Source organism: Pseudomonas sp. PHC1, assembly GCF_046487845.1.
Lineage (GTDB): Bacteria > Pseudomonadota > Gammaproteobacteria > Pseudomonadales > Pseudomonadaceae > Aquipseudomonas > Aquipseudomonas sputi.
Map to the genome: position 1 here is coordinate 68,549 of NZ_JBJXHJ010000022.1, position 12,100 is coordinate 80,648.

13 protein-coding genes are annotated in these 12,100 nt (G+C 61.2%); all 13 read left to right on the plus strand.

Going from position 1 to position 12,100, the window contains the following annotated elements; all coding sequences use genetic code 11:
• Nucleotides 1-93 precede the first annotated feature (93 nt).
• Nucleotides 94-675, plus strand: a complete 582-nt coding sequence (locus ACKJSM_RS23180; RefSeq protein WP_236178361.1) for a phage tail assembly protein — start codon at nt 94-96, stop codon at nt 673-675.
• Nucleotides 676-803: 128 nt separating this feature from the next.
• A complete protein-coding gene (locus tag ACKJSM_RS23185; protein WP_410238976.1) occupies nt 804-3,056 on the plus strand; it encodes a phage tail tape measure protein in 2,253 nt (750 codons plus the stop codon).
• On the plus strand, nt 3,053-3,436 hold the full coding sequence (locus tag ACKJSM_RS23190; RefSeq protein ID WP_410238977.1) for a phage tail protein: 384 nt from the start codon (nt 3,053-3,055) through the stop codon (nt 3,434-3,436). Before ACKJSM_RS23185 ends, ACKJSM_RS23190 begins: the two co-directional genes overlap by 4 nt.
• Nucleotides 3,429-3,641, plus strand: a complete 213-nt coding sequence (locus ACKJSM_RS23195) for a tail protein X (RefSeq protein ID WP_410238978.1) — start codon at nt 3,429-3,431, stop codon at nt 3,639-3,641. The genes ACKJSM_RS23190 and ACKJSM_RS23195 overlap by 8 nt, the downstream gene beginning before the upstream one ends.
• A gap of 9 nt (nt 3,642-3,650) precedes the next feature.
• Nucleotides 3,651-4,679: a phage late control D family protein gene (locus ACKJSM_RS23200; protein WP_410238979.1), complete on the plus strand. Its 1,029-nt coding sequence runs from the start codon at nt 3,651-3,653 to the stop codon at nt 4,677-4,679.
• Nucleotides 4,680-4,738: 59 nt separating this feature from the next.
• Nucleotides 4,739-5,323, plus strand: a complete 585-nt coding sequence (locus ACKJSM_RS23205; protein WP_410238980.1) for a hypothetical protein — start codon at nt 4,739-4,741, stop codon at nt 5,321-5,323.
• Nucleotides 5,320-5,499: a DUF2635 domain-containing protein gene (locus ACKJSM_RS23210; protein ID WP_236178367.1), complete on the plus strand. Its 180-nt coding sequence runs from the start codon at nt 5,320-5,322 to the stop codon at nt 5,497-5,499. Before ACKJSM_RS23205 ends, ACKJSM_RS23210 begins: the two co-directional genes overlap by 4 nt.
• Nucleotides 5,499-6,995 (plus strand): phage tail sheath subtilisin-like domain-containing protein, encoded by a 1,497-nt coding sequence (locus tag ACKJSM_RS23215; protein WP_410238981.1) that lies wholly within the window; start codon nt 5,499-5,501, stop codon nt 6,993-6,995. The genes ACKJSM_RS23210 and ACKJSM_RS23215 overlap by 1 nt, the downstream gene beginning before the upstream one ends.
• A 66-nt stretch (nt 6,996-7,061) precedes the next feature.
• Nucleotides 7,062-7,409 carry a phage tail tube protein gene (locus ACKJSM_RS23220; protein WP_007908779.1) on the plus strand — a complete coding sequence of 116 codons (348 nt, stop codon included), beginning with the start codon at nt 7,062-7,064 and terminating at the stop codon, nt 7,407-7,409.
• Complete coding sequence (locus tag ACKJSM_RS23225) at nt 7,406-7,702, plus strand: phage tail assembly protein (protein WP_003222226.1); 297 nt, start codon at nt 7,406-7,408, stop codon at nt 7,700-7,702. Before ACKJSM_RS23220 ends, ACKJSM_RS23225 begins: the two co-directional genes overlap by 4 nt.
• 130 nt (nt 7,703-7,832) lie before the next feature.
• Complete coding sequence (locus ACKJSM_RS23230; protein WP_410238982.1) at nt 7,833-9,818, plus strand: hypothetical protein; 1,986 nt, start codon at nt 7,833-7,835, stop codon at nt 9,816-9,818.
• A complete protein-coding gene (locus ACKJSM_RS23235) occupies nt 9,805-11,040 on the plus strand; it encodes a DNA circularization protein (RefSeq protein ID WP_236178369.1) in 1,236 nt (411 codons plus the stop codon). Before ACKJSM_RS23230 ends, ACKJSM_RS23235 begins: the two co-directional genes overlap by 14 nt.
• A gap of 3 nt (nt 11,041-11,043) precedes the next feature.
• The gene (locus ACKJSM_RS23240) at nt 11,044-12,087 is read left to right on the plus strand and encodes a phage baseplate assembly protein (RefSeq protein ID WP_410238983.1); all 1,044 of its coding nucleotides are present in this window, start codon (nt 11,044-11,046) and stop codon (nt 12,085-12,087) included.
• Nucleotides 12,088-12,100 lie beyond the last annotated feature (13 nt).

The window sequence follows — 12,100 nt, forward strand, 5'->3', positions numbered from 1 at the left end:
GGCAATCACAAAACCCTGTGGGAGCGGCGGTGCGACTTGCCCGCTCCCACAAGGGACTGCAACACCCCTCAAGAATCACCAAGGAATTCATACATGTCGTGGATGCCACCCAAGCATGACCTGCTGTCGCCGATCACCGGTGACGACGGCTCGCAGATTGAATCGATCCAGCTCAAGCCGCTGTTCTACGCCGCCCAGAAAGAAGCGCTGGAACGCGCCGGCGATGACGAAGACGACCAGTTCTTCGAGCTGGCGCTGCTGGCCACCGGCCTGTCGGTCAAGGAGCTCGACCAGCTCAAGCGTCCGGATTACGTGACCATCGCGCAGTACGTGCACGAGTTCTCGACCCGTCCGTCTTCGTACTTTCTCGATCAGGTCGAAGACGCGGAAAAATCCGACGATCCCGATCAGGTGCAACTGCTGCAACCGCTCGCCGTCACCGGCCGCACCGTGACCTCGCTGAGCCTGGAAATGCCGGCGCTGCGGGCCACCAAAGTGATGAAAAAACTGAAAACGGCCAAGGAACGCGCCGAGTTCATCACCGCCCATTGCACCGGCCTGATGATCCCCGATCTGGCCCTGATGACCGTGCCGGACTGGACGCAATTGCAGGTGCGCATCGACGATTTTTTAAACCAGCCGGCGGCCTTCTTTCAGAACGCGACATCGAAGTAATCCTCGATATCGTGCCGCTCATTTACCCGGTAAGTGAGGCGGAGATTCTGGAGTGGGACGCCGAAAAGGCGTTGCGCCGCTACGACATAGCGATCACTCGCCTTGGCGTGAAACAGGAGTAGAGCGGCATGGCAGATACAAAGTATGCGCCGATGCTCGCCAGCGAGATTGGAAGCATGGCGTTCGGCAACGCCAGACTGACCGGGGCATCGATAGCGCCCGACAGCCTCGGCACACCGCTGGTGGATTTGAGTCTGGCACTGGCTATGGCCAGTGCGGATATTCGTTTACTGACCCAGGAACAGATCAAGCTTCGGGAAGTGCTGGCCGCCCAACAGTCGTTATTCAAGGCTGGCACCGCAGCAGCTGCGACGAACGAGCCGAAGTCCAAACTCAAGGCAGAGGTGGAGCAGCGTTCACCGCTCAAGTTCATGCAGGCCTCAATGGCCAACCAAATGGCTCTGCTTGAACTCAATCAGATCGTGAAGCTGGACAAGGATCAACTTCGGGCGCTGTCACAAGACACCCAGAAGATGACCAGTGACAAGCAGGTCGCTCCGAGTGGGGCGACCGCTGTGGATCTGCTGAAAGTTCAACTGGCAGCGGCCAGGTCCGGTGTTGGCGAAGGTCTTGAAGGCAAGGCGAAAGCCGACGCTCTGACCGGATTTGCTCGCGACGCCGCCATCAACGCCGCGGCATTCGGTATTGATGTAAAAACGGCTGGCGAAATGATGCTGGCGTGGCAGTCGGCGATGAAACTTGATCGCACGCAAAGCCAGCGTCTGGCTGATGCCAGCAACTACCTGGGTCACAGCGGGCTGGACGCCAAAGCCGCTGACATCGGCTCCGTTGTTCAGAGCTCCGGCGAAAAAGCGATAGCCACGGGGCTCAAGCCTGAACAGATTGCTGCATTGGCCGCCGCTTTTCTCAACAGTGGTGCAGACAAGGCCAGTGCCGGCGCCGGGTTGAATGCGTTCACCACGGTACTGACCAAGGGCGAGGCTGCGACACAAGAGCAGCGCGCTGCCTGGGCAAAGTTAGGCGTGGAAGGCCTGACACCAGAGACCGTGGCCAGTGGAATGCGCACGGACGCCCCGGCGGTTATCAATAAGTTGCTGGATGCGCTCAAGGGCACATCGGACGAGAAAGAGCGGGAGTCGCTGACGAAGTCCCTCTTCGGCAACGATGATGCGATCGTTAAATTGCTGAAAAAACCAGAAGACGTGCAAAAGGCGTTTTCGTTGGTTCCCGGCCAGGATCCGAAGTCAGACTCGAAACCCGAATACATCGATTCTGTGGCCAGGACGTCTACGCAACTGGGTGAAACCTCGCAAGGACGATGGAATGCGCTCGATGCCAGTGCGACCCGATTGTCCACGGCCCTGGGTAGTTCACTGACCAATCTGGTTGATGGTCTGGTCGTCACGCTGGACGGTGTGGTCGGCGGGATAAGCAGCTTTGCCGAGGAGCAGCCAAAGGCCACAGCAGCCCTGCTCGCACTGGTAGGAGTGATCGCTGTTTCCAGGGGGGCGCAAATCAAGGTTGCGATGGCTTCGGCCTTGCGTAATGCAGCGACAAAACTTCTGATGACGGCGGGAGCGGGGCCCCTCATCGAAATCGTGGATCGCGCCGCCGGCGTTGGACCCGACGGCAAACCTGTTGCTGCCGGATCTACCGATAGCGCCTCCGCCAATTCGCCTGAGCAAAAGCCGAAAAAGCCGAAGAAGGGAGGGAAGGCAAAGGCCGGGGCGAAGGCGGAAATGAAGTTGGCTGCGAATGTGGATGCGTCGCCCCAGACATGGGGCAGTCGCTTTAAGGACGCGAACAGTGCAGCCAAAGGATTCACCAAGTCCAACGTGCTTTTGACACTGGTCACCGCGGTTCCCGACGTATTCAAAGGCATACAGGATGGCGACAACAAAGCGGTCGGCGGAGCAATAGGCTCGGCGGGCGGAAGCCTGGCGGGCGGCTATGCCGGCGCCGTGGCGGGCGCGATGATCGGTAGCTTCGTTCCCGTTATCGGCACCGCGATCGGTGGTTTGGTGGGCGGCATCATCGGCAGCACCGCGGGCAGCGTAGGTGGTTCGTGGCTGGGCGAAAAACTCGCCCCCGAATCAGAAAAGGACAAGCTCGCTCCGCCAGCTGAAGTCGCCAAGGACCTGTCCGCGGCGCAAATGCAAACACCAACGCCAACTCCGCAATTCACCTACGCACCTTCAGTGCAAGTCAGCGGCAGCGAACTGCTCAACTCCGAGAAGCTCGGCACGATGCTTTCGCAGGTGCTGGAGTCGCACTTCACGTCCCAATTTGTCCCAGGTGTGGCCGGCAATGCCCTCGCCACACGACGTGACGCAGCCCTGACCGATGGAGTCGCCACATGAAACAACAAATGGCACTGGGCAGTTTCATCTTCGGCCTGTCCCGCGGCTTTGCCTACAGCACATTGCTGCGCAAATCCGATGGCGGCTGGACGGAACTGCCGATTCTCACCAGCAAACCCAAGTCCAGTCAGATCGGACAGAAACCGGAAACCCTGAACATCACCGGCAAGTCGATGTACGCGGTGGCCATGGATCGGCTCGATGAGCTGCGGGCCCTGCAATCGCTTCGAGTCCCCCTGCCGCTGATCGATGGCGTCGGCCGCAACTGGGGTCTCTGGCGAATCAACAATGTTCAGGAAACCCAAAGCTGCGTCATCGATGACGGCACGGCGATGGTGGTCGACTGGGTTATCGAACTGGCGGAGTTCAACAATGCGTAAGGTACGAAGCCTGGCCGGTGACTCGGTGAATCTGTTGCTGTACCGCGAAACCGGTCGCAGTGATGACAGCGCCGAAGAAGCCCTGTGGACACTCAACCCGACCCTGGCCGAGCACGGCCCGATCCTGCCGGCAGGTGTCTGGGTGACGCTGCCGGAGCTCGACAGCAGACCGGCCGCAATCAAACCGGTTCTGGCCTGGGATTAAGGAGGCTGCATGGCACAGGGATTTACGCCGGCGATTGAAATCTACGGCGCCCACAAGGACCTGCTGAACCAGCGCCTGATCAGTTGGGAACACATCGATGCCGCTGGCATGGAGTCCGATCAACTGACGCTGGTGCTCGACCTGGAAGGCCTTGAAGGCTTGCCGACCCTGGGCGGAACCATCGGCTTGCGGGTCGGCTATCTGGAGACCGGGCTGGTCGAAAAGGGCCAGTTCAAAGTGACCCGACTGACACCCACGCTGTTCCCGCTGCGCCTGACGCTGGTCGCGACCGCCGCGCCTTTCAGCGGCAAGGACGACACCGGATTCAAGGAACGGCGCACGGCCAGTCATGGCCCTACAACCCTTGGCGGACTGTTTCGCGAGCTGGTCTCGAGACACGGATTCTCGCCGCGCGTGGATCCCGAACTGGCGCTGATCCGGATCGCCCATGTCGACCAGTCGAACGAAACCGACATGGGCTTCATCACACGCCTGGCGAAAAAGTACGACGCGGTGGCCAAGCCGTTCAACGACCTCTATGTATTGGCGAAACCGGCGCAACTGAAAAACCTGTCGGGCCAGGTGATACCGGACGTCAGGCTGTCGGTGACCCACAACAATCGGCCGGGTGATCACGCCTTCATCAGCGCCACGCTGGAAGAGACGGCCCGCACCCAGAACCAGGGTTGCAAAACCTCCTTTTGGGACAGTGCGCTCGGCAAGCTGCAGGAGGTGATCACCGGGTCCGAACCCTACAAGGTCATTCGCCAGAAACTGGCCAGCGAAGAAGAAGCCAAAGCCATCGGCGAGGCCGAAGTGCGCAAGATGCTGCGCGAGAAATACAAGCTGAAGGTCACCTGTCCGGGCGATCCGCTGCTGGCAGCCGAAGGTCTGCTGGTACTCGACGATACCTGGCCGGACTTCATGCGCGGTCGCTGGTCGATTGAAAAGGTCACGGCCAGCGGCAAGCGCGAGGAAAGCTATCGCTGCCTGATCGAAGCGACCGGCCGCGATCCCGAGGCAAAAGCCAAGGACTGATCCCCCGGTCTCATCGCCACACCTCGCTGTGGTCATTCATAAAACCTGGAACGCTCCCCATGAAGGTCTCCCCGATCCTCACGCAGCTGCGTGCGCAATGCCCAAGCCTTGCCGGCCATATCGCGACAGGTGTTGACCTGGCGCTACTGCAAGGCGACCCGAATCTGCCGATGCCCTCGGCCCATGTTTCACCGCTGGCCGACCTGGCCAGCACCAGCACCGCCCAGAACGCCGCCAGCCAACCGATTCGCGACCGCTTCGAAATCATCCTGGCACTGGATACCACGGACGCCACAAAAGCGCTGGATCTGTTGCACGACCTGCGCGCCGAACTGTGGCGGGCGCTGGTGGGGTTCAAACCCGATTCCAACTACAGCGCCATCGTTTACGACGGCGGCGAAACGGTCTCGATCACCAGCAGCCGCGCGTTCTATCGGCTGCGCTTTTTTGCCGAGTTCCAGCTGGGCCGCAATCTGCCAAGTCAGCCTGCGGAGAGTTGGCACGAGCGCGAACTGGACGGTTTGTCGTCCTTTACCGGGGCCACCGTGCGGGTCGATGCGATCGACCCGGCCGACCCCAACCTGAAACGCCCGGGCCCTGACGGGCGCGTGGAACTGACTTTCTCTGGAGACGTAACCCCATGAGCAACCGCATCACCGTAGTGCCGGCCCCTGGCCGTGCCGTGCCGGACCCGGAAGCCGGCGACCTGCTGCCACTGGAAGGCCGTGAAGTGCTGGACAGCGCCTGGTGGCGCCGGCGTCTGACCGACGGCGATATCACCCTCAAAACCGCAACAGCCAAACAAAAGGGAGCCAAATAATGGCGATCGGATTCAGCAACATTCCTGCGGACATTCGTGTACCGCTGTTCTATGCCGAAATGGACAACTCGGCCGCCAATAGCGCGTCCTCGTCCATGCGTCGCCTGATCGTGGCGCAGGTCAACGACAACATCGCCCCGAGCGAAGTCGGCAAACTGGTGCTGGTTTCCAGCGTGGCACTGGCCAAGAGCATTGGCGGCCAGGGTTCGATGCTCGCCTCGATGTACGAAACCTTCCGCAAGGCCGACCCGATCGGTGAGATCTGGTGCCTGCCGCTGCACAACGCCACCGGCGCCATCGCCAAAGGCGTGTTGACCCTGACCGGCACCGCGACTCAGGCCGGCGTGCTCAACCTGTATGTCGGCGGCGTTCGCGTCCAGGCCACTGTGGTCAACGGTGCCACTGCTGCTCAAGCGGCGATGGCTCTGGCTCAGAAAATCAACGCCACCGCCGATCTGCCGGTGAGCGCTGCGGCGGCCGAAGGCGTGGTCACGCTGAACGCCAAATGGACTGGCGAGAGCGGCAACGACATCAGCCTGCAATTCAATCGCCTGGGCAAGAGCAACGGCGAAGAAACCCCGGCCGGCCTGACCACCGCCATCACCGCCATGACCGGCGGCGTCGGTGTGCCTGATCAGGTAGAAGCGGTTGCCGCACTGGGTGACGAGCCGTTCGAATTCATCGCGCTGCCATGGTCTGATCTGGCCACCCTCAACACCTGGCAAGCGGTGATGGACGACAGCACCGGTCGCTGGTCGTGGGCCAAGCAACTGTTCGGTCACGTCTACAGCGCCAAGCGCGGCACCGTCGGCACGCTGGTGGCGGCCGGTCAGGCACGCAACGACCAGCACATGACCATTCAGGCACTGGAACCGGGCGTTCCACAACCGGTGTGGGTACAAGCTGCGGCACTGGCTGCGCGCACTGCGGTGTTCATCTCCGCCGACGCCAGCCGTCCGACTCAGAGCGGCAGCCTGCCGGGTGTCGATCCGGCTCCGGCCAGCGAGCGTTTCACCCTGACCGAGCGTCAGTCGCTGCTCAACTACGGCATCGCCACCGCGTACTACGAAGGCGGTTACGTGCGCATCCAGCGCTCGATCACCACCTACCAGAAGAACGCCTACGGCCAGGCTGACAACTCGTATCTGGACAGCGAAACCATGCACCAGTCGGCGTTCATCGTGCGTCGTCTGCAAAGCGTGATCACCAGCAAGTACGGTCGCCACAAACTGGCTTCCGACGGCACCCGTTTCGGCGCCGGCCAGCCGATCGTCACCCCGGCGACCATTCGCGGTGAGCTGATCGCCCAGTACGCCAAGCTCGAACTCGAAGGCCACGTGGAGAACGCCGAGCTGTTCGCCGAGCACCTGATCGTCGAGCGCGACGTGCAGGACCCGAGCCGCGTGAACGTGCTGTTCCCGCCGGATTACATCAACGGTCTGCGCGTGTTCGCACTGCTCAACCAGTTCCGCCTGCAGTACGACGACGCGGCCTGATCGCCCGTTTGAATCTGTGAATCCAGCCCACTTCGCGTGGGCTTTTTATTTGAAGGGAGTAACACCATGGGTCAACTGATTGCAGGCACCTGCTACGTCAAGGTCGACGGTGCACAACTGACTATCAATGGCGGCTGCGAAGCCCCGTTGATGGCCGTCAAACGCGAAACCGTCGTGCCGGGTTTCTACAAGGAAACCGACATCGCGCCGTCGTTCAAAGTGACCGCGCTGCACACCGCTGACTTTCCGCTGAAGAAGCTGATCGAAGGCACCGACATCACCGTCACCTGCGAATTCAGCAACGGCAAAGTCTATGTGCTGGCCGGTGCCTACCTGGTCGAAGAGCCAGTCTCCAAGGGCGATGACGCCACCATCGAACTGAAATTCGAAGGCATCAAGGGGACCTGGCAATGAGCGGCGCCGTGAAGCTTCAGGTTGCGATCGAAGCTCACGGCGAGCCCCTGACCGAACTCGTCCTGCGCCGTCCGACGGTGCAGGAAGTGCGAGCGATCAAGGCGCTGCCGTACAAGATCGACAAGAGCGAAGAGGTCAGCCTCGACATGGACGTGGCGGCCAAATACATCGCCGTGTGCGCCGGCATTCCGCCGTCGTCGGTCAACCAGCTGGATCTGGCTGACCTCAACGCATTGAGCTGGGCCGTTGCGAGTTTTTTCATGAGTGCGGCGTCGGAGCCATCACCGACCTGATTTCGGTCGCCTATGACCTGGCCTGGTTCTGGAAGGTTGACCCCGAACAGATGATGGCCAGGCCACTGGATGTGCTTCGCGAATCGCTGGAGCACGCGCAACGGATCAATGCGATGCAGCAGGTGCAGTGATGGCTAATACACAATTGAGCCTGATCCCGCAGAACTTCCCCGTCACGGTCAACATGCTCGTGGTGCTCAAGGGCGCCGAGAAAATGGAGGCCGAGATGAAGGGGCTGCGCGGCAAGGTCGCAGCATTCAAGAAAAGCATGGAAGACAGCGGCCTCGAGCCGCTGGACGTCGCCGGGTTCATCGCCGAAGGTGGCTTGCTCAAGCCGTTTCAGGACGGCATCAAGAAAGCCATCGAGGCGCAGGACGCGCTGGCGAAAAAAGCCCTGGCGAACAAACACCTGAAAGTCCCCAAGGTGGTCCACGGCGAAACCTCGGCCAACCTCGAGAAGTTCAACGAGGCGCTGGACAAGATTTCGCTGAATATCGGTCAGGCATTACTGCCGGCTGTCAACGGCATCGTCACGGCGCTGACGCCGGTGATCACCTCGATTGGCGAGTTCGTCGCGAACAACCCTTACCTCGTCGAAGGACTGGCGGCAGCGGCGGTGGCGTTCACGGTGGTGACGGTTGGTGCGATGGGGCTGGTCGCGGTGTTGGGGATCCTGACGTCACCGATCGGCCTGATTGCTGCGGCTATCGCTGCGGCGGTGGCGTTGATCGTGATTGGCGCGCGCCTGATTACCGATAACTGGGCGTCGATCAGCGGATTCTTCAGCAAGACCTGGCAATCGGTCAGCGATGCGACCCATCGCGGTATAGACAAGGTTCAAAAAGGCTGGGACGAGATGGCCACGGGCGCGAAGCTGAAATTCGACTCGATGCAAGCCTCTGCCAAACAGAAGTGGGAAGAAATGAAGGCTGACGCCGTTGCCGGTGCCAGTCGTCTTGCAGAGGGCGCGACCGCGCGCCTGAATGCGTTCGGGGCGATGATGGGCGAGCTGTGGGATTCGGCTGGCGCTGTCGTCAAGGATTACTGGAACGACGCCGTCGCCGGTAGCGTCGCCGGCCTGGAAGCACTGAAGGCCAATCTGTACACCTCGCCCAAGGCGAAACTGGCCGAGGTCTGGGGTGCGACGGCAACGGTATTCGGTGAGTTCTGGGACAGCGCGGCAGCAAAAGCCGCGACCGGCATGGAAGCGCTAAGGGCCAATCTGTACACCTCGCCGAAGGCGAAACTGGCCGAAGTCTGGGATTCGACGCAAACGGTGTTCAGCGGGTTCTGGAACCGTGCAGCAACCAGCGCTACCACCGGTTGGGCCACGCTCAAGGCAACGTTCGACGGCTCGCTGGCCGACAGATTTTCCGGCGTGTGGGGTTCGGCTCTGGGGATGTTCTCCGGTGTGCTGGACAACATGAGAGCAACCGCTTCAGCCGGTTGGGAACAACTGAAGTCGACGTTCTCCTGGTCGCCGTTCAGCCTGATTCAAAGTAACTGGCAACCGCTGGGCGAGGTGTTTTCTGCGCTCTGGGATGTGCTGCGGGCGAGTGCGCTGATGCTGAAAAGCGAGTTCCAGAACCTGTTCAACTTCTCGCCGATGGAATCGGCGATGGCGCAGTGGGACGGTTTGAAAGGCTACTTTTCCGGTTTGTGGGCATCGTTGACCACAGAGGCACTATCGGTCGCGAACGCCTTCGGCACTCTGTTCAGCCAATCGCCGATGGAGTCGATCAAGCAAGCCTGGGAGCCGATCCTCGGCTGGTTCAGCGAACTGTGGGCAAAACTGCAAAGTGTCGTCGCACCCATCCGGGAATTGCTCAATGGCAATCTTTCCGGCGTTGTGGCGACGATTACCGGACAGTCCCCGGCGGCTGCTTCCGCCTCGTCGGCAATGACCAGTTCTTTGCCGCAATCCTCCGGCGCCCTGATCCAGCAAAGCGCCGCCAACAACCGCACGCAACTCGAAGGCGGCCTGACGGTGCGCTTCGAAAATGCGCCGGCGGGGCTGCGCACCGATCAACCGCAAACCAATCAACCGGGGCTGGCGCTCAGTTCGCGCATCGGCTATCGCTCGCTGTCCATGGGAGGTTCCAATGAACTGGCGTGACCGTTTGTTGCCGGCATCCTTTCGCGGTGTCGGGTTCTGGATCGACCAGGCGAAAACCCCGGTCGGTCGCAAGGGGCAGTTGCACGAGTATCCGCAACGCGACCTGCCGTTTTTCGAGGACCTTGGTCAGCAGGCCAAGACCCACGACCTGACGGCGTTCATCATCGGTGCCGATTGCCTGGCGCAGCGCGACAAGCTGCTCCAGGCGCTGGAACAGGGCAGCGGCGAACTGGTGCATCCGTGGCTGGGGCGCTTGCAGGTCAAGGTCGGCGAGTGCGACATGACCCATACCCGCCAGGACGGCGGGATGGTGACGTTCACCCTGAAGTTCTACCCCGACCGGCCGCTGCCGTTTCCGACGGCGACGGTCAGCACGCAGAAAGTGCTGCTGGCCAAGGCCGACGGTTTGCTCGGCTCGGCGGTGGCGCGCTTCGAACAGGCGATGACCCTGATCAAGGCGGCGCGGATCGGCATCGCCAATCTGCGCAACAGCCTCACCGGCGTGTACGACGTGATCAAGGAACAGCTCAAACCGCTGATCGCGCAGTACAAGCAAATCACCGAGCTGGTCAGGGCCGTGAAGGAACTGCCCAAGGAAGTGGCAGCGGAGTTCAAGGGCTTGCTCGGCGATATCAAAGAGCTGAAGGCGTTCGCGAAGGAGGGCTACCGTGGCGTGATTGCCGACGTGTCCCAACAACTCGAAGCCATCCGCAAGGCCGATGCACCGAAAATCACCACCGGCAAGGACACCACGGCTGCGGCGCAGGCTCTGGCCAATCTGGTGCAGGACACGCTGATCGTCAAAGTGGCGCAATGGGTGGCTTCGATGCCAGTGGCGTCGAAGCCGGTGAAATTGAACTCGACACCTTCGCTGGATCAGCAATCGAAGCAGCCGGTCAGTCGTCAGGAAGTGCCGGTCACGGATGATCTGCAAACGCTGCAAAAAGCGTTGAACGAAGTGCTGCAAATGGCTCAGGACAAGGCCGATCCCGCGCACTACCAGGCCATCGCCGATGTGAAGGAAGCGCTGATCGCGCACCTCAAGGCTGTGGCTTCGTCCGGTGTGCGGCTGGTCAGCAAAACCTTCCAGGAAACCTTTCCGGCGGTGGTCGTGGCCTACAAGCAGTTTGGCGATGCCACCCGTGTGACTGAGGTCATTCAGCGCAACGGGCTGTCTCATCCGGGGTATTCACCCAACGAAGTGAAAGTCTCCGGGGAGTGAGCCATGAACGAGACTGACAACCGCGTCACGCTGACCGTCAACAACATGGAATACGGCGGCTGGAAAAGCGTGCAGATCACCGCGGACCTGGAGCGTCAGTTCCGCACCTTCAAACTCGATATCACCTGGCAATGGCCGGGGCAGACCGTGGATCAGCGGATCAAGGCCGGCGACCCGTGCGAGGTGCGGATCGGCAAGGATCTGGTGCTCACCGGTTATGTGTTCAAGGCCCCGATCAGCTATGACGGGCGGCAGATCAGCCTGAGCATCGAAGGCAGTTCCAGGACCCAGGATCTGGTCGATTGTGCGGCGCGAAACATCCCCGGCCAATGGCAGGAACAGTCGCTGTTGAACATCGTCCAGGCCCTGGCCGGGGAGTACTCGCAGTTTGTGGTCAACGAGATTCCCGAGACTGCACGCTTGAGCAAACACACCATCGTCCCGGGTGAAACGGTGTTTCAGTCGATCGACCGTTTGCTCTCGCTGTACCGGGTGTTTTCCACCGATGACGCCGAGGGCCGGCTGGTGCTGGCCAAACCGGGCAGCGGCGGCCGAGCCAGCGATGCGCTGGAGCTGGGCAAGAACATTCTCTCGGCCAATGCGCCGATGGATTACAGCCAGGTGTTCTCCGAATACAAGGTGATCGGCCAGCAAAAGGGCAACGACAAGAAGAGCGGGGCGGCAGCCAGCGAAGTGGAATCGACGGCGACCGACCTGAGCTTCAAACGCCGGCGCACCACGATCATCAATGAAGGCTCGCAACTGACGTTCGAACTGGCCCAGCAACGGGCCCAGTGGGAAAGCGCCACGCGCATGGGCCGGGCGCTGACCACCACGTATCAGGTGCAGGGCTGGCGCCAGTCCAACGGCGATCTGTGGCGTCACAACACGTTGGTGCGGGTCAAGGATCCGGTGCTCGGCTTCGATGAAGACATGCTGATTTCCAAGGTGACGTACTCGCTGTCGGCGCAGGGCTCGGTGACCACCCTGCAAGTGGCGCCGCCGCATACCTTCGACGCCAACCCATCGCCGGCGAAAAAAACCTGAGCCCGACACCGCC

Excerpts from the sequence above, each read along its gene's own strand:
- ACKJSM_RS23180 (WP_236178361.1), top strand. The coding sequence starts at position 94 with ATGTCGTGGATGCCACCCAAGCATGACCTGCTGTCGCCGATCACCGGT.
- ACKJSM_RS23185 (WP_410238976.1), top strand. The coding sequence starts at position 804 with ATGGCAGATACAAAGTATGCGCCGATGCTCGCCAGCGAGATTGGAAGC.
- ACKJSM_RS23190 (WP_410238977.1), top strand. The coding sequence starts at position 3,053 with ATGAAACAACAAATGGCACTGGGCAGTTTCATCTTCGGCCTGTCCCGC.
- ACKJSM_RS23195 (WP_410238978.1), top strand. The coding sequence starts at position 3,429 with ATGCGTAAGGTACGAAGCCTGGCCGGTGACTCGGTGAATCTGTTGCTG.
- ACKJSM_RS23200 (WP_410238979.1), top strand. The coding sequence starts at position 3,651 with ATGGCACAGGGATTTACGCCGGCGATTGAAATCTACGGCGCCCACAAG.
- ACKJSM_RS23205 (WP_410238980.1), top strand. The coding sequence starts at position 4,739 with ATGAAGGTCTCCCCGATCCTCACGCAGCTGCGTGCGCAATGCCCAAGC.
- ACKJSM_RS23210 (WP_236178367.1), top strand. The coding sequence starts at position 5,320 with ATGAGCAACCGCATCACCGTAGTGCCGGCCCCTGGCCGTGCCGTGCCG.
- ACKJSM_RS23215 (WP_410238981.1), top strand. The coding sequence starts at position 5,499 with ATGGCGATCGGATTCAGCAACATTCCTGCGGACATTCGTGTACCGCTG.
- ACKJSM_RS23220 (WP_007908779.1), top strand. The coding sequence starts at position 7,062 with ATGGGTCAACTGATTGCAGGCACCTGCTACGTCAAGGTCGACGGTGCA.
- ACKJSM_RS23225 (WP_003222226.1), top strand. The coding sequence starts at position 7,406 with ATGAGCGGCGCCGTGAAGCTTCAGGTTGCGATCGAAGCTCACGGCGAG.
- ACKJSM_RS23230 (WP_410238982.1), top strand. The coding sequence starts at position 7,833 with ATGGCTAATACACAATTGAGCCTGATCCCGCAGAACTTCCCCGTCACG.
- ACKJSM_RS23235 (WP_236178369.1), top strand. The coding sequence starts at position 9,805 with ATGAACTGGCGTGACCGTTTGTTGCCGGCATCCTTTCGCGGTGTCGGG.
- ACKJSM_RS23240 (WP_410238983.1), top strand. The coding sequence starts at position 11,044 with ATGAACGAGACTGACAACCGCGTCACGCTGACCGTCAACAACATGGAA.